This window comes from Streptomyces sp. NPDC107538, assembly GCF_055657445.1.
Genome location: NZ_JBVKAY010000003.1, coordinates 703,908 through 727,900, shown reverse-complemented (window position 1 = coordinate 727,900; position 23,993 = coordinate 703,908). Strand labels below are relative to the sequence as shown.

Here is a 23,993-nt window from a genome sequence, read left to right as displayed (position 1 = left end):
GCGAAATCACTGTTTTGGCCGAAGTTTCGCGCGCGTCTGCTCCGCTCGCTCCGCGAAGCCGTCCAGCCACTCCTGAGAGATGTGGTCCTTCCAGATGGGGAGGTGTAGCGCGGACACCCACGGCCCGAGCACTCGACCTCCGGATCCGAGGTGGCAGAACGCACGAAACCGCACAGGGACGTATACCCTCACCGTCTGCATCACGAGTCGGATTCCGTTACAAAGCACATCAGGGTCGATGAGCCAGACCGTGTTCGCCTGCGGCTCCAGTCGCCTCGGCGGCCGGTGGCGGATGTGCTCGGCGGGAAATCCATAGACCAGCGGGGCTGGCCCGTGGATATCGATCTCATAGCCGACGGCATCGACCCCGAATCCGATCGCTCCCACGTTGGTGATCCGCACGCCGAGGTAGCGCGCTTCAGTGTCGGCGTTCAGGAGCTTCAACTCCGGGAGGTGTTCGATCTTGGATACGATGTTCTCGCCTCCGGCGCTGATAATGCCGACCGCTTCCGCCTCAGCCTGCGGCGTCGTGAACGCCTTTACGACCTGATTGAGTTGGTCTGCGCTCAGGCCGCCACCACGGCTCTGGGTAGCCTGACATTCCTTCCAGGTCAGCAGTTCTTCGGTGGGGTAGGCGTCCGGGTGGCGGTCCACCCACTTGTGATGCTTGTGACACAGAAGCACCAAGTTCGGCTCACTGTTGACCTCGGTAAAGTTCAAATCGAACCGCGGCCCTCCAGCCTTCTCCGCGCGGATGTGAGCCACCTCCACGTTGATGCTCAGCAGTCCTCGATGCTCCTCGACCAAGGGCTCTGGGCAATCGGGGTATGCACAGCTCGTCGCACGGCCGAAGAGCAGCTTGCACAGCGGGGCACCAGGGCTGAAGTCACTCACGCGACCGACGATAGGCGGTCCTTATCGCTTCGACCGGTCAAACGCTTCAGCACATCGCAGTGCGCTAAGAACGGGGAATGCGACGGTGCCCCACAACAGTGTCGTGGGGCACCGTGGGGCTACCGGAAGGCGGCCGCGCGCGAGCGAAGGAGGTCGTTGAGCACACGCACAGGGGATCTTGGGCACAGGGCCAGACGGGCGTCGAGTGCTGCCTCCCACTGCTGGGTTAGGCCGAGCTTGAGGCGTTCTCGCATGCCGGGTGTGACGTGGGCGTAGCGCGCGGAGACCGAACCGTCGAGGTGACCCATGCGCTCGTCCATGAGCACCTTCTCGGCGCCCAGGTCCTCCATCATCGTCCGGTGGGTGTGACGAAGGCCGTGGGGTGTGAGGCCCTTGGCTATCGGGAGCCAGCAGGCATCGGCGCGATCGGTGGCGCCCCGCCCTCGTGCGGGGACGCCGGGCCACCGCTCGCCGAGGATGGGCACGGGGCGGGCCTCCTGCGGTGCCTTCTTCGGGTACCAGCCGGAGGCCGCCGGGGTGAACAGCCAGGTGGCGAAGCCGTTCCTGCGCCAGTGGGCCGCGTGCTCCGACACTGTGCCGCCCCGTACAAATCCGAGGTCGGCGATGGCCTTCTCGACCCGCACTCGGGTGGCCTCGACGACCCGGTCGGGTCGGTTGAGGACGTTGGAGACCGTCCCCGTGGAGACGCCCGCCAGCCGCGCGACGTCGACCAGCTTCGCGCCCTGGTGCCCACCGGTACGCGCTGCCCCCTGGCCCCGGAAGACGTACGTCCTCCCGTGGCAGGGACACGGCGTCGGCTTCGTACGGGCAATGTGGTCGAAGACCAGGGACGACAGCCAGCCCATCGAGTCGATGTTGCGGTAGCTGTCGTCCTTCGGCGGACAGCGCACCAGCTCACCGGTGTCCAACTCGTACAGCTGCCACTCGACACGGAACACGCCGGGCCGAACGAACTCCGTTTCCAGACCGACGATTTCGCCCCAGCGCTTTCCGGTGTAGCCCTTGAGGACCACGGCGACGAACTCGTCGTCGCGGCCAGACAGCAGGGCCGCTCGCTCGGCGGTCAGGAGGATGCCGAGGGCGTCGGTGACGACCTTCTCCGGACCGCGGTCCCGCGAGCGGCCGGCGCGCTTGCCACGCCCTCGCCGCCTGGCGGCCGGGTTGGAGGTGATCAGACCCTCGTCGATCGCGTCCTCGAAAATCAGGTGGAGGGTCGAGCGCCAGGTCTTGACGCTGGAGGCCGCGTACACGGCCTTCTCCTTCTTCTCCCAGGCGGCGACGTCCGTGCGGAGGATGCCGGCGAGCGCCTTGTCCTCGAAGTCGGGGAGCAGGTGCTCCTCGATGTGGCGCTTATAGTTCTGCATGGTCGAGGCGGCCAGGTCCTGGGCCTCGTACCAGCGGCTTGCGTACTCGCCGAAGGTCTCCTGGCCGAGGCCCGGGTCGCGCCACTGGCCGCGCCGGACGTTGACCTCTTCGGCGTCTGCGGCTTGCTTGGCTTCGCGCTTGGTGGCGAACTTGACCACGGCACCCGTGGAATCGGAGACCGTGCCGTACTTGCCATCCTCGATCTTGTACCGCCCGCGCCAGTAGCTGGCGCGCTTCTCTGCGTACCCCACTGAGTTCCCTCCCTTCTGTCGTGTGGGGTGCGTTAAGCGGCGGTGCCGTACTGGGACCTGAGCATGCGGCGCGGTGGCCGGGCCTTGAGGCTGCGTGCGGGAGCAGGCCCCTCGCTCTGCCGACGAACCGGAGGCTGCGGAGCAGACGCAGTCACGCCGCTGGGGCGCTGCGGATTCCGAACCGGGCGCTCTTCGTGCATGCGGATGATCTCGGCGAGATGATCATCCGAGAAGCGGTAGGCGCGGCCGACGCGGGTGAACGGGATGAGCCGTCGGCGGGCACGATCCTTCACCCACCAGGCGGAGCAGCCGAGGACGGCGGCAACTTCCTCGGGGAGGTAGAGGCGCGGGAAGGCTGCCTCGGGGTGCGGAGTCGCTGCGGAGGCGGGGGGTATTGCGGGTTGACGCAAGGGGTGAGTCCTCTTCTGGCAGACGTGTGGTGCGGCAACACCGGCCTGCCGGTCGATCGCTAGGGATGAGGGCGAGATGCCCGAACTGGGGGTTTGCGGGTCCAGGACGGGAGTAAGAGCCGGCGGCTACACCTCGTCTGCGGGATCGGCATCGCGATGCTCGCCGGGCTGCGGTCCGTACGTCTCCAGCAGATGCTTGGTGGACGCCTCGGCCATGGCGTTGGAGACCATCACGTCTGCCTCCTCGCGGATATCCGGGTGCTCGGCGAGATACGCGTCGAGGGCATCGCGCGCCTTGGTGTAGGCGTCATTGGCCCGCTGGGTCTCGCGGAACGCGTCCACGACGGCGTCGATGAGTTCCATGGCGCGGGCCTGGGCGGCGAGCTGCGGGGGGCCGACGAGGTTGCGCAGGGCGAGGCCGAAGACCTCGGCGAAGCCGATGGCCTCGTCGAGGTTGATACGGCGCTTGCCGTTCTCGATGCGCCAGACCGCGGAGGGGTTCATCTCGAAGCCGGCCTCGTTCAGGCGGTCGGACAGGGCGTTGGTGCTCCAGCCGCGCGCCTCGCGCTCCAGCTTGATGCGCACCGCGACGTTCGCCTCGCCGCTGAGCAACACGCCCTGCTGGGGGCCTTCATCGGACATGCCCACCTCCTTCCGTTCGTAGCAGTCTCCTGCCGATCGCAGTGACCTCATAACAGTAGCATGGCTCCTGCGAGATGCAGAACACTTATGCAATCTGCAATTCATGTGGCATACTGGTGGTCCCTACCACGCCACCAACCCGAGGAGTCCGTGCGACCGCACGTCACATGAATGAAGCCCCCGGCATTGCCGGGGGCTCAAGCGCAAACCTCTCAACCGCCATCCCTAGCGATCAACCCGCGGAGTCCGGGATTGCCGTCCCATATGGCCCGCGAGCAGAGGAGCTGATGCCCAGTATGGCCGATCCCCAACCGAATACGCCATCCCGCTTCAGGGAACCCGAGCCAACGCGGGACGCGGCGGAGCCTCCGTACAACGTGGACGCCGAGCGCGCGGTCCTCGGCGCCTGCATGCACAACGCCGACATCATCGACGCGGTCCGGCCGGTTCTGGGCGAGGGCGTCTTTTACCGGCCGGCCCACGAGACCATCTGGCGTGCGCTGCTCGCCCAGCACCGCGAGGACAAGCCGACCGACCCGATCGTCCTCACCGAGGTGCTCCAGCAGCAGGGGGACCTGGAGCGCGTCGGTGGCCGTCCCTACCTTCACCAGCTCGCCGACGTGCACTACGGCACCGGCAGCGCGGAGTACCACGCGGAGATCATCCGCGAGAAGGCCAACCTCCGCCGCCTGCTCGCCTCCGCGATACGCACCGTCCAGCGCGCCCAGGAGCCGGGCGCCGACCCCGAGGCGATACGCAGCGAAGTCGAAGCGGAGATGCGGGCCGAGCGCGAGCGGGCACTCGCCTCGGGACAGGGGCGCCTGAACCGCTTCGCCAGGGACGGGTGGTCCTTCGTCAAGGAGACCGGCGCAGACGCCGAGCCTCTGTGGGGCACCCGTGAGAAGACCGTCTGGGCGCCGGGCGAGAGCCTGATGATCGTCGGCGCTCCGGGTGTCGGCAAGACCACCCTGGCCCACCAGGTGGTCTTCGCCCGCCTCGGTCTGTCGGAGACGGTCCTGGAGATGCCGGTCGCCCCCAGCAGGCGGGTGCTCTACCTGGCCATGGACCGGCCCCGGCAGATCGCCCGGGCGATGGACCGCCGCGTCTTCCCCACCGACGAGAAGATCCTGCGCGAGCGTCTCGTGGTCTGGGAGGGCCCGCTGCCCGCCACCCTCGACAAGGAGCCCGACCTCCTCGCCGACCTCGCCGCCGCCCACCGGGCCGACACCATCGTGATCGACAGCCTCAAGGACGCGGTGAGCACGATGGTCGACGACAGCCTCGCGGTCGCCTTCCACAACGCCCGCATGCGCGCCCTGCGAGGCGGTGTGGAGATCCTGGAGCTGCATCACCAGCGCAAGGCCACCGCCGACGCCCCGCGCGGCCAGCGCCCCGCCCTGGACCAGGTCTACGGCTCCACCTGGATCACCGCCGGCGCGGGCAGCGTCCTCTTCGTCACCGGCCGGGCAGGCGACCCCGCCGTCACCCTGCACCACCTCAAGACCCCCACCGGGGAGATCGGCCCGCTCGACGTCACCCACGACCACGTGCGCGGCACCACCACCGTCGACCCCAGCAAGGACCCCGCCGTCCTGCTGCGCAACGCCCCCAGCGGGCTGACCGCCCGCGACCTGGCGGCCATCCTGATCGGCAGCGGCGACCCCGAACGCGCCGACGTGGAAAAGGCACGGCGCCACCTGGCCCGCCTGGTCGATAGCGGCCTGGCCACCAGGGCCGACGGCATCGCCGGAGGAGCCGGAGGCGGACAGCAGACCCGCTACTACCCCTCCGCACGCCACCTCACCGCCGTCGGCTGAACCCCGATCGGCCCGCACGAGAGCGATCACGCGACCGTACACGCGGCCCTCACGCGAACACCCCGCCGTGAACCGCTCACGGCGTCCACGTTCGCCGCAAAACCGCAGGTAGAGCGATCACGCGAGCGTCCACGCCGTACACGCGCCCAGGCGATCACGCGCGGGGCCCCCTTTAGAAGGGGGCCCGCGTGAACGCCCCCTCCGTGAACGCCGCTCACTCCCCACCCCGCAAGCCTCACTCCCCACCCCGGAACCCACGCCCTTGCACTCCCCTGCCCCGCGCCCCGGCAGCCATACGCGGCAGCCGCGGCATCCACGCCGGTATCACCCTGCTCCCGCTCGCCCCGGCCGCCGAGCACTCGCACCCGCTGGAGGTCGTCGCGTGAACCGCAATGGACGCATCACCCTCGTCGTCGGCCTGGTGGCCGTCGTCCTCATGGCCTGCCGGGTCTCGTGGAACGCGCTGTCCGACGTGGCCCGCGCCATCGGCGCCGACTCCACCGCCGCCCTGCTCTACCCGATCGTCATCGACGGGCTAATGGCCCTCGCGCTGGTCGCCACGCTCGTGCTGACCGGTAACGACCGCAAGTTCGCACTGCGGGTCCTGGCGACCTACACGATCGCCAGCCTCCTGCTGAACTACGTGCACGGCCTCATCCCGGCCCTGCACACCGAGTCGGTCCAGTGGGGCCGACTGGCCAACTGGGACCCTGCGAACTGGGCCCTTGTGCTGCTGGCGACCTCGCTCCCGGTCGGGTCGATCTACTTCGGGTCGGACCTCGTGGCGAAGGTGCTGCACCACAACCCCGAGTCGGCCGACTCCGCCGACACGGGCTTCGCCGAGTCGGTTAGTCAGGTAGCTGACGAGCAGGCTGCACGGTCGATGGCTGACCAGGCCGAATCGGCCCACGAGCAGCCGACCGAGTCGACCCCCGTGAAGGTCGCCGATGCGCCCGTGACGAGGCCGACCGAGGCCGACGAGTCGGCCCCCGCTACCCGACCGCCCCGGTTGGCCGCCGCAGTGGAGTCGACCGAAGCCGCCCCGCGTCGCCCGACCGGTCGGGTCCGCGCCACGGCCAAGCCGACCGCCGACCGCACGCACACCCGCACCGATGCCGAAGTCCTCGACGAGGCCCGGCTCCTGACCGCCGACTGGAGCGACGACCGGCTGAGTGCCGAGCGTCTGCGCAGCGAACTACGGATCGGCCAGAAGCGCGCCCGCGCCCTGCGCGACCAGCTGCAGGCCGAGCGCAACAGCCAGGCCGAGCCCGTCGCGTACGACGGCTTCGAGGCCGAGCCTCTCGACGGACTCGACGAAGCCGCCTCCCAGCGGCAAAGGGACCTCGACACAGCCCCCGTCGGCACCGCCTGACCCCCGCAAGCACACCGATCGCCCGCCCCTCCGGCGCACCCCGTGCCCGCGCAGACAAGCGCGGGCACGGGGGCCGCACTCAGCGAAGCACCCGGCACCAACACCCCACGGAGAACCGATCCATGCACGACCTGCACCATGAACTCCCCACTTCCCAGAAAGAGATGGCAACCGGCCTGAACAGCGCAGCAAGTTGTCCGGTAAGGAGTCCTTACCGGGCCCCCGCCCCGGGGGAGGCGGAGGCATCCGGCGCAGGGGCGCCGGAGTCGGTCGGCCCGGGGGAGCCGACCGGGACAGGGGGTAGCGACTCGTCGTCGAACGTGCCGCAGCACTCCGCGCCGCGTCGCCGCCTGCGTGACAAGCAACTGCGCAAGCGCCGCATCCATCCCCGCTACAACGACGACGAGATCGCCCTCGTGAAGTACGCCGCTGCCCTCAGCCGCATGAACCCCGGCGGTTACGTGGCCGAATGCGCGCTCGCCGGCGCCCGCGCCGACGATCCCACCGCAGCCGTCGCCGACTACCGCGCTCTGGTGAAGGCGCTGATGGCCGCCAACGGGCAGCTCGGCAAGATCGGCAGCAACCTCAACCAGCTCACCCGGCACCTCAACATGGACGGCGCCTTGCCCCACCCCGACACCGTCCAACGGCTCCTGGACCGCGTCGAGGCGTCCATCGCCGAGTTGGACATCGCCGTCGCCCGCATCACAGACGGGCGGTGAGCCGTTGATCCCGAAGATCATCCTGGGCAAGGGGCCACAGGCCACGCGCCGCACGATCGGCTACCTCTTCGGCAAGGGCCGGGCCAACGAGCACATCGACCCGCACCTGGTGGCCTCCTGGAACGACTTCGCCCCCGACCCCGGCCGCAGCCCGCACCGCGACCCGAAGGAGGTGGAGGCCCAGCTCGCCGCACAGCTCGACCAGCCCGTGAAGATGCTGGGCGACAAGGCACCCAAGTACACGGTGTGGCACTGCCCCGTCCGTGCCGCGCCTGAGGACCCGATCCTCACCGACGCCCAGTGGGCGGACATAGCCCGCCGGATCGTGGCCGCCGCCGGCATCGCCCCCGAGGGCGACGAGGAAGCCTGCCGCTGGGTGGCCGTACGCCACGCCGACGACCACATCCACATCGCCGCCACCCTCGTCCGCCAGGACGGCCGCCGCCCCCGGCGGGACCACGACATCCGCGCCGTGCAGAGGGAAGCCCGCCAGATCGAAGTCGACTACGGGCTCCGCCGGTTGAAGCCGGGCGACGGCACCGCCGCCAAACGCCCCACCAGCAAGGAGCACTTCAAGGCCAGGCGCCTGGGCCAGGACGCCACCTCCCGCGAGATCCTGCACCTGCGCGTCCGCCGCGCGATGGCCGCCGCCTCCACCGAGGCCGAGTTCTTCGCCCTGCTGGAGGCGACCGGAGTGACCGTGCGCCTCAAACTCGGCCCGTCCGGCGACGCGCTCGGCTGCACCTTCGCCCTCCCCGGCGACACCAACGACAAAGGTGAGCCTGTGTTCTACGCGGGGTCCACCCTCGCCGGCGACCTCTCCCTGCCCAAGATGCGCCAACGCCTCACCACCACCAGCCCCGAACCGGTGGCCATCCGGCCGGGCAACCCCTGGCACCAGGCCACCGCCGCCACCGAACGCATCCCCCACCACCTGGCCCGCAGCACCGAAGAAGTGGCCCAGGGCCAGCTCGCCGCGCTCGGCGGAGCACTCGACCTGCTCCCGCTCACCGCCCCCGCCGCAGCGAGGGCCGAACTCGAACGAGCCGCCGTCGCCTTCGAACGCGCCACCCGCTCCCGCATCACCGCCGACCACACCAGCGCCCGCGTCCTGCGCCGCAGCGTCCAAGCGATCTGGAAGGACCCCGCACCGCGTGGCGACGGTGCCGGGCTGGCGATGCTGCTGGACGTCACGCTCACGGCGGTCGTCTACGCGATGCACTGGCACCGCACCCGCCAACACGCCCAACAGCAGGCGGCAGCCGAGCAGACCCTCCTCCACCTACAGGCCGCGTACGCGCAGGTCACCGGACCGGTCCTGGCCAGCCTCGCCAGGCGGGCACCCAGCACGCAGACCAAACGCCGCTACGCCCACCACCTCCGAGAGGCGATCCCCGAGCAGGCCGAGCGCATCCTGGCCGACCCGGCCTGGGACGCCCTGGCCACCGTGCTCGCCGAGGCGGAAGCGGCCGGACACAACCCGACCGCGCTCCTCGACCAGGCCCTCAACCAGCGCCGCACGCTGGACGACGCCCGCAGCCCCGCCCGAGCACTGACCTGGCGCATCCGCCGCCTCGGCGAACGCCACGCACCCGGCCCACGCGCCCAGGCAGCCAACGCCGGCCACGCCGCAGTACACCCCACCGCTCCGCGCCCGCAGGAACCCCAGACCCGACGGCGCTGAACACCCCTACTCCCGGCCGCCACCATCACCGACACCGATCACAACGACACCACACAAGGAACCGCCCATGCCCCAGCCCTCTGTCCGCACCAACATCGTCGTCCTCCTCACCGAAGTGGACAGCACCAGCGGCGACGACCCGTCGCTCCTGCATCGCCGCAACGGGACCGCGTTCACCACGGCCGAGCACGACCTGATCTGCACCGCTACCCCGGCAGAGATGACCGCCGCGAAGTCGCAGCGACGGCTTGAGAGCGAGTGGGTGCGCGAAACCCACGAGATGCAGCAGGCCCTCGTCGCCCTGTTCACGAAGTACGTCGACCAACTCCCCGACGGCTCCCTGTGCAGCAACATCTACGCCACCATGACCGACGAGGACTACGCCGAATACGAGCGCCTGGCCAAGATCGTCGCCGCACGAACCGGCCTCGAATACCGCACCGAGCACGAAGACAACTGACCTGACGCACACCAACGGCGGCCCACCCAGTGGGCCGCCGTTACGGCAGGACTGAAGCGGCTGCCGATTCACCCCGCGACGATCACCGTCCCGGTACGGACGGCCGTCTGCTTGACGATGCGGCTGCGCCCCTCGGCAGCGAAGGCCGGAAGCTGGCTCCACCGCTCGTCGCCCCGCCGGGCAACGAGCACATTCTGCGCCGTGACCATGACGGTGGTACCGCCAGCCACGACCTGGTGGGTCGGGGAGAAGCCGTCAGCTGCGGCGGACGACGGTGAGCCGGCCCTCGGCACTCTCAGGAACGGTGCGGCGGGGCACCGGAACCGGCGAGGCGAGCGAGGAGGCAAACGCGGCAACCAGGCCGTGGGGGACGCTGGCGCTGAAGCTGGCACACCACAGATACGGAGCGCCAAGCACGGGCTCCGCCCACGCCTGCCAACCCAACAGGTCAGGACGCGGGTCGGCGTCCTCGATGAGGGGCGGCAGCATCTCCAGGGACACACTGGAGCAGAACCCGGGGTCCACTGCGGTGGTGCGAGGCCGATCCACGTCACGCATCCAGCCGCAGGCACAGAGCGCGTCGAGGACGGTCTCGGGCCCCTCGAAGCGGACGTCAGGCGTCTTACAAGCGCCGATCTCCACGAGTAGATCGGCGAGCGCCTCGTACGGGGTGCCGACAGTGAAGTAAGCGTTCCACTCCGCCATCACGGACGTGGCGTGTGAGCGGGCGCTCAACTGCCACGCAACCGGCAGCCCACCCAGCTCGAACGGGTAGGCAGCGAGAACCCACTCAGCGCCACAGAGCCCGTTGGGGCTCACGTACAGCAGGGTGCTGCGGGAGGTTGGCCACATGTCCCAGTCGAGGTCGGCCAGGGTGTCGCCGATTCGCTCGGCCAGCGCGCCATCGTCACCGGCCAAGTGGCGCGGTGTGACCCAGTACACCGGGTCTGGCGAGTCGGGATGGGAGGGATCGCTGGGGTGGTGCGGGTGCAGGGGCGCCTCCATAGGCTCGGAGATGGAGCAGTCATCGTCGAAAGGAGATGGGTAGCAGCTATCGGTCATGAGCAGAGAGGCTGCGTATGGGGTCATGGACGTCGACCATCTGCCCTGGTCCGCTGGCGAGGTGTTGCAGGTTGCCATGCTGCTGCCGCCAGGCACCAGTCCTTGCGGGGTCTTTTCTGTCTGCCTGGGGCGAACTGATGTCCTTGGACAGCGAAGTTAGTCGGGGGCGCCTCTCTGATCTGCGACGACTGGATTGAATGTCAAACGCCGTGGTCAGGTTCGCGCACGCGGGAGCAGACGATCTAGCTCTTCACGGGCCCAGCGGCAGTGGTCCACACCGCAGGGAGTCAGACCACGCGCCTCTGCTTCGGACTCGAACTGCGTGTGGAACGAGTCAGGATGCCGCCCGGCACCGGAGACGCGGCCGCAGCTCATGCTGTAGTGGTAGATCTTGAGGGCAGCGCCGATGGTGGTCCGGGTCCAGACAACGGGGTCGTTCCAATGGGCCCGTAAGCTTGCCTCCCGCGCTTCGAGGGCTTGACGTTCACTGGGGATCGGGTCGAGGGCGGTAGAGAAGTCCGCGCGTGCCAGTCCTCGAACGCGCTGGCTCTCTCCGCCGTCTTGGAACAGGAGGCGGTCGGCGTCGGTCTCGTGAGTCATGCACCGCTCGCGGATAGCTTGCGCTGCCTGACTGCGCCGCTGCTCGTAGGCTTCCCGATCCGCGAGAAGCTGCCTGAGCTGGCGCCCTCGATGTTCGTTACGCCAGACGAGTAGGTCCGAAGTACTGATGACGTCCACGGTGCTTTTCCCCCTGATGCGCGTTGTGCGCGAGCGTATATCGCGAGCCGAGGACGGGGCCGCAGTGTGCTCGATGTGTGGACGGAGGGGACTCCACGTCCGTGACTACCGCGACTGGGTTGGCTGACACGGAACGTCAGTCGCCTAAGTACGGTGACACGACGGCTGAGTTGGGTGTCAACGGACAACTGACTTCCTCGGATGGCGACTTGCGTCGAGCAACTCTCGCCGACCTGACAACCAAGGGGTGACCGGCACCGTTCATGAGGGCCTACGCGGACACCATCCGTGCTGTCCCCGTCTGGTGTGCTCCACGAAAGCCGTCCACGTGGTTGGTTGGACTTCGATAGTTCCCCGGCCCCGTGCCTTGGTGTCCCGGATCATCACCGTGGTCGGGTCGTTGTCCGCTACTTCGACGCAGTTCTGCGTTTCCGTGTAGGAGCTGGTTCGCCAGTTCGGGGTCGTCGGCTGCATGGTGCGCTCTCCTAGTCGTTCGGCATCTGGTCGTAGTGCTGGATCGCCGTGGAGATGAGGTCTCGGACGGCGGTGCCGTAGACCGCTGACTGCTTCAGGAGGGCGAACGCCTTCGTGTACAGCTCGATTTCGCGGGGCTGGGAGACGGAGAACTCCGCCGAGTAGGTCTCGACGAGGACGAGTCGGCTGTCGAACATCGAGAACGCGTTGCCCGGCCAGATGAGGATCGGGGCGGACTTGGGGACGATGCCCAGGCTGAGGCGGGGAAGGCGCATCACCGCCAGGAGGCGGTCGAGCTGGCCCTTCATCACTTCTGGGCCGCCGAAGTTGGTGTAGAGGGCCTGTTCGCCGAGGAGGACGTTGAAGATGCGCTCGCCCTGGTACAGGTACTGCTGGCGTTCGAGGCGCTTGGCCACGGCCGCTTCGGTGTCGTTGGGTATCTCGTAGTAGCTGACGCCCTGTTGGAAGACCTCGGCGGCGTAGTCCGCGGTCTGGAGGGTTCCCCAGATGAGTGTGGGGTGCCAGATGCGGAAGACCTTGGTCTTGGCGTACACCGGGATGGCTTGGCGCTGTCGTTTCTCAACGCCGGTCTGGAGTTGCCGGCGCCATTCGAGCCACAGCTCGTCGACATGGCGGACGATCGCGACCAGGTCGCCGAGCTGGTCGCCCTGGCCGGTCTTCTCGCACCAGACGCGGATGTCGTCCTCGCTGGGGCGCTGCTTGCCGTTCTCGATGCGGGAGACCTTCGACTCCTGCCACGCGGTGGCGCGCGCGAATGCCCGGCCGCTGGCGAATCCGGCGTCCTTGCGGAAGCCGCGCAGCCGGGCACCGAGTGCTTGCATTGCTTCTTGTACTTGGGTGCTCACGGGTCGGTCAGGGCTTGTACTCGGGGTGCGGGGTGGCGGCGGACCACAGCAGGTCCCGTAGGCGTACGCACTCGGCCACGGTGTCCGGGTCCTCGATCAGTTCCGACCCGAGCACCCTGCCGTCGGGGTCGAAGTGGCCCACGGCGAGCAGGCGGTCGTCGTACAACCACCAGTCGTTGCCTCTCACGGGGAAGGTGATGCCCTCCGGCAGCCGGTGCCGGGGCAGCCAGCGGATCTCCTCGCCGGCCCCCTCGTTGAGGGCGGTGGTGGCGTGCTCCCATTGGATGTAGGGAGTGTGCGGCTCGGTGACTACGCGGACGCGTCGGACGGTTTTCCCTTCACCCGTGACGCGCCTGATGAGCCGCGTCCAGGGGGCCATGTAGGAGTAGTCGACACTCTCGCCGCTGAGCCAGCTCGTGAACGGGCTGTCCTCGTCGGGGACGGAGTAGTCGTCCCTCAGCTCCAGATGGAATGCGTCCTGCGCGAAGCTCTCAAAGAGCCGGTTGCGCTCGGCGCTGGAGATCAGCTCCACGCGGTTCCTCCAGTAGGGCGGTGATCGCGGCTTTGGGGACCTCGACCACGGTCTCGTAGTCCGGAATCTCCATCTGGGCCAGCGCTTCGGGGTCGATCACCTCGCGGCCCTGGACGATGAACGTACCGTTCGGCGTGAGGATCATGATCGGATCCTCGACGCGCCTGATCTCCCCGGCCGCCAGGCCGTCGTTGGTGAGGTGCTCGAACAGCTCTGTGGGCACCTCCACCGCCGTCTCCCCCTCTGGGATCTCAAGCTGCATCAGCAGGTCGTTCGCGAAGATCTTCCAGCCCTGGACGAGGTAGGTGTCCCGGTCCGTGGCGTACAGGGTCGGGCAGTCGCCGACCGTGGAGTTCTTACCAAGGAACCGTAGCTTCATGGCCGTTCTCCTGTCTGCTGCCTTGCTTGGGTTTGCGCGACATGACGATGGTCGATGGGCGGTTGTGGGCCGTCAATCGCCTTGCTGCAAACTCGCGCAATCTCCTTGGGACTTGGGTGACGGCCGCTCTACGTTCGTCTCCGAACCCGAGCAACCGAGGCAGTCGCCGCAGGTTGCGGTACCGAGGGGAGATGCGTGGTGAGCACCGTGACGGACAGACGCAAGGCTCCAGCCGTCGACAACCAGCCCATCGACACGGAGCTGATCGCGGACAGCACCGACGCCGCCCTGAGGATGAAGCTGGGCACCTCTACCCGCGAGAGCATCGCCATCAGGACCACGGCCGTCATCGAGCAGCTGAACCAGCTTCTCGGCATGGACCTGGACGCGGACGAGGACCCCGACATCAGGAGTCTGGTCAGCCGGGCGAACAAGCTGCTGGAGCTGTCAGCGCGTCCTACGAAGGAGACGCCGGCCTTCAGCGCCTTCTTCTACATGCGCGACGTCGCCAGTCTTACCCGTCGGCTGCTGTGGGTCTGCCCGGAGGCAGGCGGCCATGCGCCCTGATCACCCCGTGCTCCTTCGTGTCTCTCCCCCGCCGACACGCGCCGTCTGCGAGCCTGAGTCCGGGTTCTGGTGCGAGTGGCGTCACGCGGACGGGCGGCGCATCAGCTGTGCCGCGCAGCCGACCGCCGCCTCGGCTGTCCGATGGGCACGCATTCAAGTCCGCGTGATCGCCTCGGTCGCTGAGCCGGCCTCCATCGACCTCCTCGTGGACCGACGTGCCCAGAGCTGGCGGGACGCCGTCTCAGCTCTTCAACAGGGTGTGGATTTCACGCTGCCGCTCGCAGCGGGGCCGTGCTCCTTCGTGTGGCATGCGCGCCCCGTCGCCTTTCTGCCCCTCGTCGGCGGTAACCCGATGCCCCATCTCCATCTCCGGGGAGGAGGCCCGCCATGGGGGTGAGGCCAGGAGAGTTGTGGAGCCGTTTCGACTGGGCGACCGGCAGCTGCTTCAGGTGCGAGCAGACGAACGTCCCCGTAGCCGAGGTCGGCGAGATCGCGATGGCGGGCACGGCGTTTCCCCTCTGCGCTTGCCAGCGATGCGTCTTCAGGCTCGAACAGCTCCATTGGACGATGAGCGAGCGCGCCGCCCGCCTGCGGAATGCCCCGTCTCCCGGACAGCCCAGTCCTCTCGGCCAGTGGCCCACGAAAGCGCCGCTCAACAGACCGCCCGCCCACGTCGCGTAGGAGAGCGGCCGCGTCCTGGGCGGGCCTTCAACCCCGCTCCCGCTGTTCGAGCTGGAGGTATCCCAGACCTCAGAAGGACAGGTCACAGCGGGAGCGGGCCGCACCGCCGCAAGAAGAGGGAGCCGCCTTGGCAGCCGAGGAAGCAGAAGACGACACATTGTTCGACCTGATCGGCGCCGACGGCGCCGGAATCAATGCCAGTAAGGACGAGGGCCTTCCCCTTAACGTGCGCGCACTCGCCGCTGACCTGGCTGACAACACCGCAGACAAGCTGGCCCAGCTCAAGAAGACGACGTAGCGCCGAGAAGGAGAATGCTTGTGAATAACACTCCCGCCCCGATGTCCGAGACGGACAACGCTCCCGCATCCGAACAGCAGTTGCGTGATGCCATGGTGGAGCGGCTGATCGAACTGGGGGCCGCGCGCAGTGGCCGGGTCGTGGCCGCGTTCCGTTCGGTACCCCGGCACCTGGCCACCCCCGAAGTGGACATGGCCAAGACCTACGAGGCTGAATTCGCCCCGGTCACGAAGACGGATGCGACGGGCGTGAACATCAGCTCGGTGTCCGCCCCGCGTATCCAGGCCATGCAGATCGAGCAGGCGGACATCCAGCCGGGGATGAGCGTCCTGGAGATCGGCTCCGGCGGAGTGAACGCGGCCTACCTCGCCGAGATGGTGGGCGAGCGGGGCCACGTCGTCACGATGGACATCGACCACGACGTCACCCGCCGTGCGGAGGAGTTCCTCAAGGCGACCGGCTACGACCAGATCGTCTGGGTGATCACAGCCGACGGCGAGCACGGCGTGCCCGGCCACGCGCCGTACGACCGCATCGTCGTCACCGTGCAGGCCGCCGACATCCCGCCCGCCTGGGTCCACCAGCTGAAGGAGGGTGGTCGGCTCGTGGTGCCGCTGCGGATGCGTGGCATGACCCGCACGGTGGCGTTCGTCCGCGACAGGGAGCGGCTCGTCAGTGACGGGTTCGAGCTGTGCGGGTTCGTGCCGATGCAGGGCGTCGGGGAGAACCGGGTGCGCCTGGTATTGCTCCACGACGTGGAAGGGGAGGAGATCGCCCTCCGCCTGGACGGCCATCCCGAGCCTGACGCCGAGGCTCTGCGTGTGGCCCTGGGCATGCCCCGTGTCGAGGCGTGGTCGGGCGTGACCGTGGCCGGCGACGAGTCCATCGAGCACCTAGACCTGTGGTTGACGACCGCCCTCGACAACCTGCCCCTGATGGCCGCGAAGATCGGCGCGCGACAGCGTGGTCTGGTTGCCTCCGCGTCGCCGATCGGGGTGCCCACGCTGGTGGACGGAGACGGCTTCGCCTACCGCACCGCGCGCCCCACCGACGACCCCGACCGGTACGAACTCGGGGCGATCGGCCACGGGCCGCAGGGACAGAAGGTCGCGGACCGCCTGGTGGAGGAGATCCAGGTCTGGCACAGCGACCACCGGGCCCAGCGTGCGCACATCGAGGTCCACCCGGCGGGCACGCCGGACGACCGGCTTCCCGCAGGCCGGCTCATCGACCGGCCCCACACCCGGGTCACGATCACCTGGCCGTGACGCCGTCGGCGGCGCCACGGCCAGGCCAGCACAGCACATCCCACCCACCTTTTCCCGTGAGGAGTACGTGATGGCACAGCAGAACCCCACCACAATGCTGAAGGCCGCGACCGACTACAGCACCAACACCGGGTCCGACTTCGACCTCAACATCGAGACCCTCGCCTCCGCCCCGGTCATCGGCTCGCTGCTGAACGACACCAGCGACAACTGCACCTCCACCTGCCAGTCCGCCTGCACCAACAGCACCTGCATCGGCGGCTGACCCACCAGGGGCCGGGCGAAATCTGACGCGCCCGGCCCCGCGCACCACCGTGACGAAGAAGGAGGCACAGCGATGTACCACGCAATCGACGCGAGCATGATCCGCGCATCAGTCTTTCCGCTGGCGGCAACGCTTCCTCCTTGGCCCGACCTAGGTGGCGACGCCCCCGCCGACGTCGAGCGCCTACGCGACTGGATCGCCCAGGTCTGGGAGGACGAGACCCGGGCTGCCGCCATCGAGTTCGCCGCGCCGCTCCTCGCCGCCGCCATCCGCGACGTGTTCAACGGAGAGCGGCAACGGCCGCGCTCCGTCCGGCGCACTGCGGCCTCGCTCGCCCGCTACCTGCTGCGCACGCAGCACCGCGCCACACCGTTCGGGCTGTTCGCCGGCCCCGCCCCCGTGAGCACCGGCGGCACCGCTCGGGTGACATGGGGGAAGGAGCACCGTGCTTTCGCCCGGGCCGATGCCGAGTGGTTGAACGCCGCCATCACCGCCCTGGAAGGCAACCGGGAGGTGCTGCGGCGCCTGCCCGTGGTGGCAGATCCGACCTGCACGGTACGAGGCACTCGGGTGGCAGTGCCGCACCAGTCCGGCACGCATGGCCCTACCGACACCACTCTGCGCCGAACCCGAGCCGTGGAAGCGGTGCTGACCTTGGCCGGTACGCCGATCGCGGTCGGCGACCTCGTGGGCAAACTCCACGGCGACTACCCCGGTACGCCGCCTGCGGTGATCGAGGACATGGTGTCCAGCCTCGTCGCCCATCGGGTCCTGCTGACGAACCTCCACGCCCCCATGACGTGCGACGACGCGCTCGGGCACGTCATCGCGCAGCTGGACGCCACTGGGGCCGCCGCCGCATCAGGTGGGGCGGAGACAGCCGAGGAGCTGCGAAAGATCCACCAGCTCCTCGTTCTGCACGACATCGCTGTCCAGGGTGAGCAGCAGGCCCTGCGCGTCCAGGCGGCTGCGCAGATGAACACCCTCACCGGAGGCACCACCGCACGCACCCTGATCGTGAACGTGCGCCCCGACTGCGACATCGTCCTGCCGACAGCGGTCACGTGCGAGGCGGAGCGTGCCCTGGAGGTCGTCTCCCGCATCTCGCCGTACCCGAACGGCTCTCCGGCGTGGCAGGACTATCGCGCACGGTTCCTGGAGCGCTACAGCATGGGCGCGATCGTCCCCCTGCGCGACCTCACCGACCCGGACACCGGCCTCGGCTTCCCCGTCGGCTACCGCGGCACCGTACTGAAGCGGCCAGTGCTAGCCACGACCCGCCGAGACGATCACCTCCTCGCCCTCGCCCAGTCGGCGGCCCTCAACGATCGGCGCGAAGTCGTCCTCACCGAGGAGGACATCGAGGCCATGTCACTCGGGGAACCCACTCAGGTGCCCGCGCACGTCGAACTGTGCTTCATCGTGCTCTCCCCCTCACTGGAGGACCTAGAGCACGGCCGGTTCGACCTGGTCACAGGCGGTCTATCCCTCGCGGCCGGCACCACCACGGGCCGTTTCCTAACGATGCTGGACCAGTCGGACCGCGACCGGATGACCGCCGAGTACGCCGCCCTGCCAACGCTGGCCGCCGGAGCCGTACGCGGGCAGGTGTCCAGCCCACCCCTGCGCATCCCGACCCGCAACGTCGGCCGCGCCCCAGCCGTCGTCCCCCACGTCCTCGCGGTCGGCGAGCACAACCCGGACGTCACGCTCGACCTGGACGACCTCGGGGTCGTCGCCGACTCCCGACGCCTCTACCTGCTCTCCCTCACCACCGGACAGCTCATCGAGCCCTCGGTCATGAACGCCGTGGAACTCAGCAGCGCCACCCACCCCCTCGTCCGCTTCGTCACCGAACTGCACCGCTCCCACACCGCCATCCTCACCCCCTTCGCCTGGGGCGCGGCGGCCCGGCTGCCGTTCCTGCCCGAAGTCCGGGTCGGCCGCACCATCCTGTCCGCCGCCTGCTGGCGGCTGAACGCACGCGACCTCGGCGATGACGGTCGCGCCTGGATGTTCCACTTCACCGACTGGCGCATCCGCTACGGCGTACCCCGCACCGTGTACGTCGGCGGCAACGACCAACGACTCCGCCTCGACCTCGACATCAGCGCCCACCGGCAACTACTGCGCGCGGAACTGGACCGCCACGGAACCGTGACCGTGCACGAAGCGCCCGACGAGACGGCGTTCGGCTGGGTCGGCCGCGCCCACGAATTCACCGTGTCCTTCGCTTCCGACCAACCGCCTTCCCCCGCGCCCATCAACCGCACGGCGACCGTCGTCAACCACGACTCCAGCCGCCTGCCCGGCGCCGGCGAGTGGGCCCACCTGAAGCTGTACGGCAACGCCGACCGTGCACCCGAACTGCTGACCGCGCACCTCCCGCGCCTCCTCCACAGCTGGGATGCCGACGCACCGACGTGGTGGTTCACTCGCTACAACGACCCCGACAGCCACCTCCGGCTGCGACTCCGCCTCCCGAACCCGAACGCCTTCGGCGAAGCGGCGGAGCACGTCGCCGCCTGGGCGAACGCACTACGTGCCGAGGGCCTGCTCCAACGCGTGCAGTGGGACACCGACAAGCCGGAAATCGGACGCTACGGCACCGGCCCCATGCTGGATGCCGCCGAACAGGTCTTCGCCGCAGACTCCGCCGCCGCCCTGGCACAGATGGCCCTCCCCATCCCCGACAGCCTCCGGCCCGCCGTCACCGCCGCCAGCTTCGTCGACATCGCTGATGCCTTCCTCGGCTCCCCAGCGGACGGACGGGCATGGCTTACGAGGAACCTCCTGAAGAACGACGGCGAAGCCACGACCCGCGACGTACTCTCCGCAGCCGTCCACCTCTCCGCCTCGGGCCCCGACCACGCGGCCCTGCGAGCCTTGCCCAACGGTGAGCACCTCGTCACAACGTGGGCCCTGCGCCGCACCGCCCTGACTGCCTACCGCCAGGCTCTCGAAGCGCACGGTGCCGCCCCCACTGCGGTTCTGCCGTCCCTCCTGCACATGCACCACAACCGGGCCGCCGGCATCGCCCCCGACAGCGAAGCCATCTGCCGCCGACTGGCCCGCGCCGCCGCTCTTTCCTGGACCGCAAGAAAAGAAGGAGCCCTGCGGTGACCACCGCTTCTCCCGCCCTGGACACGGACGTCGGCCTCCGGCAGTCCCTCGCCCGAGGCTCCCTCGGCATCGCCCTGTTCCACGTCGAACGCGCTCGCCAGGGCACCGGATCCTGGCAGACCGCCCATCAGCAACTCGCCGACATCGGCCCGCTCCTGGACGGCAACGAGACCGGCCTGTTCCTCGGCGCGCCCGCGATGGCGTACGTGCTGCACTGGACCGCCGACGGCAGCAACCGGTACACCGGCGCCCTGCAGACCCTCGACCGCATCGTTGCCGCCTACACCCGACGCCGACTGGCAGCAGCACACGCCCGCATCGACCGCGGCGAGCCAACCAGCTTCGCCGAGTACGACCTGCTGCGTGGCCTGACTGGCCTCGGCGCCCTCCTCCTACGCCGCGACCCACAGGGCGACGAACTCACGGGCGTACTGGAGTACCTGGTGCGCCTGACCGAGCCGCTCCACACCGCCGACCGGCGAACCCGCCTGGGCTGGTGGGTGAGCCACAGCCCCGTCAACCTCACTGCTCCCACCCCCGACGGCCACGCCAACGCCGGCCTCGCCCACGGCATCACCGGTCCCCTCGCCCTCCTCGCCCTCGCCAAATTCCGCGGCATCACCGTGCCCGGCCACGAGAAGGCAATGCTGCGGATCTGCCGCTGGCTGGACCAAATACGTGTAAGCGACCACCACGGCACCCGCTGGCCACGCTGGATCACCGACACCACCACCGTGCCCTCACACCTGGCCGCCCCCTCCTGGTGCTACGGCACCCCCGGTCTGGCCCGCGCCCAACAACTCGCCGCCCTCGCCCTGAACGACCCCGACCGCAAACGCATGGCCGAACGAGCACTCCTCTACTGTCTGGCCGACCCCACCCAGCTCAACCAACTCACCAGCCGCAGCCTGTGCCACGGCCTCGGCGGCCTACTCCGCGTCGTACAGCGCATCGCCCAGGACGCCGACGAACCACGAGCCTTCGTCCACCACCTGCCACAGCTCACCGAACGCTTCCTGACCACCGAACCTCCAGCCGAGACGGGCTTCCTCAACGGCTCGGTCGGCGCGACCCTCGCCTTCCAGAACATCCAAGAAGGCACACTCCCTACCAGCGACTGGGACGCCTGTCTCCTCCTCATCTGACCGTGTCACCCAACGGGTCTGGAGCGACAGGATGAACCTGCCCGACAGCGACACGACCGAGCAAGCCATCCTGGCCGTCCTCACCGGTACCCCGATCGCGGAGGCCGCGGACCGGGCGCAGACTTCGTCGGCGCATCTCGTCGCGGCCACCGAGCGATACCGCGAAGCAGGTCGCGCAGCTCTCGAAATCCGAGGCGCCTCGTCCGGCTGGCTCCAGGCGAACATTGAGTTCGCCGACTACTCGAACGCCGGACACATCTTTCTCACGCACCTCCTGCCGCCACTGCGGCAGGCTGCGCAGAGCGGGACAATCGGTGGCTGGTGGTTCGTCCGTAAATACCCCTGCTGGCGCCTCCGCGCCATCCCAGGGCCGCGATCAAACACGGACAGGTTGTCACGGGAGATCAGCCAACTCCTCGACCTAGCAGCCTCGGAAAGTGGAGTTGAGCGCTGGTGGACCTCACCGTACGAACCGGAAACCACAGCGTTCGGCGGCCCAGAAGGCATGAACATCGCCCACAGCCTCTTTCACACCGACAGCCTCGGCGCCCTCCACTACCTGCACTATGTGAGCAAGGACGGGAAGCGTCTCCTCGATGCGAAGGCCACATCGCTCCTCCTCATCTGCCTCTTCCTGCGGGCCGCGAAACAGGAATGGAGCGAGCAGGGTGACGTCTGGGCACGCGTTGAGGCAGCGCGTCCCCTGCCCGACGATGTGCAGGTCGACCGCGTGACCGCCATGGTCCCCGCACTGCACAAACTCTTGACGGCCGATGCCGCTCCCGCACTCGCGGCCAGTGGCCCGCTTGCACCTGTCGCCGATTGGGCCACGGGAATGGAGCGCGGTGGCCGGTTGCTCGGCCAAGCCGGGCGAGCAGGGCAACTCCGTCTCGGCACACGCGGCGTCCTGGCCAGGCACGTTCTCTTCCACTGGAACCGCATGGGCTTCACCACACGCCAGCAGGCCATCTGGGCCCGAGCGGCGCGGCAGACCATTCTCGATGTCTAGCCGCCCGACCAGCGGCTGCCCATCAGCATCTCGCGCTATTGACGATGCGTCATCTCCCGCGCTGCTTGTCGCACAGTCGGATGGGATTCTGCCCGCTTGCACACCCCTCTGGTTCTGGCGCAGTTACCTCGCGTGAGGCATTTCTTGATCGGCAGAGAAGAGGTACAAGTGACGTTTCAGTCCAGGTTTCCGGTGGAGAAGCGTGCCGAACTGGCGGATCTCGTGATCGCTCAGAAGAAGACCGCGGCCGACGTGAGCAATGAATACGAGGTCTCACGTAAGACCGTGGACAGCTGGGTGCAGCGACGCAAGCGAGAGCTCGGCATTCCCGGATCTCCCGTAGGGGGAGACCGTTCCCACGCCCCTTCAGCTCTGCGCCGTCGCGCCGCCAAGGAAAGAGAGAAGCGGGTAGCGGCCGAAGGGCTTGCGGAGTCGTACCGAGGAAAACTGGAGAGCGCCGAAGCGCAGATCGCACGGCTGATGGAAACGGTGCACGGGATGCAGATCACCTTGGAGTTCTATGTGAGGCAAGGGCCACTCGGCGGCGCCGTCGCTCAGTGACTTCGGACAGGCACCCTCGAATGGGCACCCACCGCCATGACGGCAACCACATCGCAACCGAACTGGAAATCCTGTGCAAAGGCATGGGGCTCCCCGTCGCGGAAACGGAGGATCGCTCTCGGGCTGTCGGCGTGCTGATCGCGTCAGCGGGAACCAGGGCCGCGACACTGGAGTGGTTCGTCTCCACTAGCGCACGCTCAGCCGCAGCACGGGAACAGACTGAGGGGCTGGCCGACGGACGCGCCGGCCTCCTCCACCGCAGTACGCGCGCCTACGTACATCACGCACTCACGGGCGTCCTCCAGGAACTGGGTTACTCGGTGGCCCACACCACCTCTGGACTGCGGATCGAGGGTCTCCCAGGCGCCTCGGCCGGTGCGGAGACCGCCGGCGCCCTCGCGGACTTCCTTCGCATGAGCCTCGACAACCTTGACGTGGCACGCGACCGTAAGAAAAACGGCGAAGACGGTGAGGACGACGACGGCCTGGCCGGCGTACCCGCCCGCGTTTGACGCGCCACCGCCGAAGATCAAAATCGCCACGCCTTGAGACGGGCTACAAACGTTCCTCGCGCATCAATGCCTGAGACCACGTCGAAGCGACCGAAGATTGAATCCGGCCTCGCTCTCCTGCGAGGCCGGTCACTTACCGTACGCCTGCTTCCAGCGCGCTCGGTGACGGGAGTCCCCCTGTCCCAGACCGTTCACCTCGCTCAGCGACAGGAGGGAAGCCCCGTTGTTCCATAGCCCAAGGTGATCTCGGTGTACGGCGAGGATCCCGTGCTGAAGCGCGAACTTCTCAGAGGGACGACTGAACCGCGTGGTCGTGACGAACACCGCCAAGTCGGCCCCGAAGTGCACCTTGGAGCCCAACAGATCGCGCAGCTCGCGACTCGCGATCGTGCTGCTGGGCGCATAGCGCTTGCACTGGATCACCACGCTCCGGCCGTCCGGGAGCCGGCCGACGACATCGGCACCGTTGTCGTTCGCACCGCCCACCCGCCGGACCTCCGTGCAACCGTCCCGTCGGCACAGACTCGCGACCAGGTCCTCGAACTCGGTGCCGGTCATCGCGTCCACCTCAGCGAGCGTCCGGTGCCCGGCCTTCACCGCCTCTTCCCGCCGCCACAGACGGTCCCGGCCGCGCACGAGCCGGTCCGTACGCCACAGCCACCATCCCACGGATACGACACCGCCAACGAGCAAAGCCCCCGTGATGTACGGCCACACCTCCAACCAGAACACCACCAGCAGAACCAGCACGAGGCTGCCGCCGACCGCCCCAGCCTTCAGCCGCGCGGCCCGCCGCCTGCGCGCAGCCGCACCCCGCCCACGCCCAGCCACGTTCGAAGCCCCTCCCCCATAAGTCCTTACGGCAGTCTGAGCAG

General features: G+C 68.6%; 26 protein-coding genes. 14 read left to right on the top strand and 12 right to left on the bottom strand.

Going from position 1 to position 23,993, the window contains the following annotated elements; translation table 11 throughout:
• Positions 1-6: 6 nt before the first annotated feature.
• The 4 genes from ACZ7MG_RS13780 to ACZ7MG_RS13765 form a co-directional block, all read right to left on the bottom strand.
• Positions 7-894, bottom strand: a complete 888-nt coding sequence (locus tag ACZ7MG_RS13780; RefSeq protein ID WP_403207880.1) for an HNH endonuclease signature motif containing protein — start codon at positions 892-894, stop codon at positions 7-9.
• 119 nt (positions 895-1,013) lie between these two features.
• A complete protein-coding gene (locus ACZ7MG_RS13775) occupies positions 1,014-2,531 on the bottom strand; it encodes a LacI family DNA-binding transcriptional regulator (RefSeq protein WP_471390272.1) in 1,518 nt (505 codons plus the stop codon).
• A 32-nt stretch (positions 2,532-2,563) separates the two neighbouring features.
• Positions 2,564-2,941 (bottom strand): helix-turn-helix domain-containing protein, encoded by a 378-nt coding sequence (locus ACZ7MG_RS13770; RefSeq protein ID WP_471390270.1) that lies wholly within the window; start codon positions 2,939-2,941, stop codon positions 2,564-2,566.
• Positions 2,942-3,067: 126 nt separating this feature from the next.
• Positions 3,068-3,583: a helix-turn-helix domain-containing protein gene (locus tag ACZ7MG_RS13765; RefSeq protein ID WP_471390268.1), complete on the bottom strand. Its 516-nt coding sequence runs from the start codon at positions 3,581-3,583 to the stop codon at positions 3,068-3,070.
• A gap of 287 nt (positions 3,584-3,870) precedes the next feature.
• On the opposite strand from ACZ7MG_RS13765, the gene ACZ7MG_RS13760 reads away from it, so the two are divergent.
• The 5 genes from ACZ7MG_RS13760 to ACZ7MG_RS13740 all read left to right on the top strand — a co-directional run bounded on the left by ACZ7MG_RS13760 (position 3,871) and on the right by ACZ7MG_RS13740 (position 9,638).
• Positions 3,871-5,400: a DnaB-like helicase N-terminal domain-containing protein gene (locus ACZ7MG_RS13760; protein WP_471390265.1), complete on the top strand. Its 1,530-nt coding sequence runs from the start codon at positions 3,871-3,873 to the stop codon at positions 5,398-5,400.
• Between the two features lie 382 nt (positions 5,401-5,782).
• Complete coding sequence (locus ACZ7MG_RS13755; RefSeq protein WP_471390262.1) at positions 5,783-6,772, top strand: DUF2637 domain-containing protein; 990 nt, start codon at positions 5,783-5,785, stop codon at positions 6,770-6,772.
• A gap of 320 nt (positions 6,773-7,092) precedes the next feature.
• Positions 7,093-7,494, top strand: a complete 402-nt coding sequence (locus ACZ7MG_RS13750; protein WP_471390259.1) for a plasmid mobilization protein — start codon at positions 7,093-7,095, stop codon at positions 7,492-7,494.
• 4 nt (positions 7,495-7,498) lie between these two features.
• Positions 7,499-9,178: a relaxase/mobilization nuclease domain-containing protein gene (locus ACZ7MG_RS13745; RefSeq protein ID WP_471390257.1), complete on the top strand. Its 1,680-nt coding sequence runs from the start codon at positions 7,499-7,501 to the stop codon at positions 9,176-9,178.
• Between the two features lie 67 nt (positions 9,179-9,245).
• Positions 9,246-9,638, top strand: a complete 393-nt coding sequence (locus ACZ7MG_RS13740) for a hypothetical protein (RefSeq protein WP_471390254.1) — start codon at positions 9,246-9,248, stop codon at positions 9,636-9,638.
• Positions 9,639-9,706: 68 nt separating this feature from the next.
• Here ACZ7MG_RS13740 and ACZ7MG_RS13735 read toward each other — a convergent pair whose 3' ends face one another.
• From ACZ7MG_RS13735 to ACZ7MG_RS13705, 7 genes are all read right to left on the bottom strand, one after another.
• Positions 9,707-9,868 (bottom strand): hypothetical protein, encoded by a 162-nt coding sequence (locus ACZ7MG_RS13735; protein WP_471390251.1) that lies wholly within the window; start codon positions 9,866-9,868, stop codon positions 9,707-9,709.
• 25 nt (positions 9,869-9,893) lie between these two features.
• Complete coding sequence (locus ACZ7MG_RS13730; RefSeq protein ID WP_471390647.1) at positions 9,894-10,643, bottom strand: SPDY domain-containing protein; 750 nt, start codon at positions 10,641-10,643, stop codon at positions 9,894-9,896.
• Between the two features lie 270 nt (positions 10,644-10,913).
• Complete coding sequence (locus ACZ7MG_RS13725; RefSeq protein ID WP_471390249.1) at positions 10,914-11,438, bottom strand: hypothetical protein; 525 nt, start codon at positions 11,436-11,438, stop codon at positions 10,914-10,916.
• 261 nt (positions 11,439-11,699) lie between these two features.
• Positions 11,700-11,912, bottom strand: a complete 213-nt coding sequence (locus ACZ7MG_RS13720) for a DUF397 domain-containing protein (protein WP_471390247.1) — start codon at positions 11,910-11,912, stop codon at positions 11,700-11,702.
• 11 nt (positions 11,913-11,923) lie between these two features.
• On the bottom strand, positions 11,924-12,754 hold the full coding sequence (locus tag ACZ7MG_RS13715) for a helix-turn-helix domain-containing protein (protein WP_471390244.1): 831 nt from the start codon (positions 12,752-12,754) through the stop codon (positions 11,924-11,926).
• Between the two features lie 31 nt (positions 12,755-12,785).
• Positions 12,786-13,310: a DUF6879 family protein gene (locus ACZ7MG_RS13710; protein ID WP_471390241.1), complete on the bottom strand. Its 525-nt coding sequence runs from the start codon at positions 13,308-13,310 to the stop codon at positions 12,786-12,788.
• Entirely contained in the window at positions 13,270-13,689 is a 420-nt protein-coding gene (locus ACZ7MG_RS13705; protein WP_471390239.1) for a hypothetical protein, read from the bottom strand. The genes ACZ7MG_RS13710 and ACZ7MG_RS13705 overlap by 41 nt, the downstream gene beginning before the upstream one ends.
• 198 nt (positions 13,690-13,887) lie before the next feature.
• Between ACZ7MG_RS13705 and ACZ7MG_RS13700 the strand changes: the two genes are divergently transcribed.
• The 9 genes from ACZ7MG_RS13700 to ACZ7MG_RS13660 all read left to right on the top strand — a co-directional run bounded on the left by ACZ7MG_RS13700 (position 13,888) and on the right by ACZ7MG_RS13660 (position 23,118).
• Positions 13,888-14,256: a hypothetical protein gene (locus ACZ7MG_RS13700; protein WP_471390236.1), complete on the top strand. Its 369-nt coding sequence runs from the start codon at positions 13,888-13,890 to the stop codon at positions 14,254-14,256.
• An 808-nt stretch (positions 14,257-15,064) separates the two neighbouring features.
• Positions 15,065-15,235, top strand: coding sequence for a hypothetical protein (locus ACZ7MG_RS13695; RefSeq protein WP_471390233.1), 171 nt, complete (start codon positions 15,065-15,067; stop codon positions 15,233-15,235).
• Between the two features lie 41 nt (positions 15,236-15,276).
• Positions 15,277-16,503: a methyltransferase, FxLD system gene (gene fxlM / locus ACZ7MG_RS13690; RefSeq protein ID WP_471390230.1), complete on the top strand. Its 1,227-nt coding sequence runs from the start codon at positions 15,277-15,279 to the stop codon at positions 16,501-16,503.
• 70 nt (positions 16,504-16,573) lie between these two features.
• Positions 16,574-16,768 carry an FxLD family lanthipeptide gene (locus tag ACZ7MG_RS13685; RefSeq protein ID WP_471390227.1) on the top strand — a complete coding sequence of 65 codons (195 nt, stop codon included), beginning with the start codon at positions 16,574-16,576 and terminating at the stop codon, positions 16,766-16,768.
• A 72-nt stretch (positions 16,769-16,840) separates the two neighbouring features.
• Positions 16,841-19,891, top strand: coding sequence for a lantibiotic dehydratase (locus ACZ7MG_RS13680; protein WP_471390224.1), 3,051 nt, complete (start codon positions 16,841-16,843; stop codon positions 19,889-19,891).
• Complete coding sequence (locus tag ACZ7MG_RS13675; protein ID WP_471390222.1) at positions 19,888-21,036, top strand: lanthionine synthetase C family protein; 1,149 nt, start codon at positions 19,888-19,890, stop codon at positions 21,034-21,036. Before ACZ7MG_RS13680 ends, ACZ7MG_RS13675 begins: the two co-directional genes overlap by 4 nt.
• A gap of 31 nt (positions 21,037-21,067) precedes the next feature.
• Complete coding sequence (locus tag ACZ7MG_RS13670) at positions 21,068-22,045, top strand: thiopeptide-type bacteriocin biosynthesis protein (protein WP_471390219.1); 978 nt, start codon at positions 21,068-21,070, stop codon at positions 22,043-22,045.
• Between the two features lie 168 nt (positions 22,046-22,213).
• Complete coding sequence (locus tag ACZ7MG_RS13665; RefSeq protein WP_471390217.1) at positions 22,214-22,606, top strand: transposase; 393 nt, start codon at positions 22,214-22,216, stop codon at positions 22,604-22,606.
• A gap of 20 nt (positions 22,607-22,626) precedes the next feature.
• Positions 22,627-23,118 (top strand): hypothetical protein, encoded by a 492-nt coding sequence (locus ACZ7MG_RS13660; RefSeq protein WP_471390214.1) that lies wholly within the window; start codon positions 22,627-22,629, stop codon positions 23,116-23,118.
• 129 nt (positions 23,119-23,247) lie between these two features.
• On the opposite strand, the gene ACZ7MG_RS13655 is transcribed toward ACZ7MG_RS13660, so the two are convergent.
• Positions 23,248-23,949, bottom strand: coding sequence for a restriction endonuclease (locus tag ACZ7MG_RS13655; protein ID WP_471390211.1), 702 nt, complete (start codon positions 23,947-23,949; stop codon positions 23,248-23,250).
• Positions 23,950-23,993: the final 44 nt, after the last annotated feature.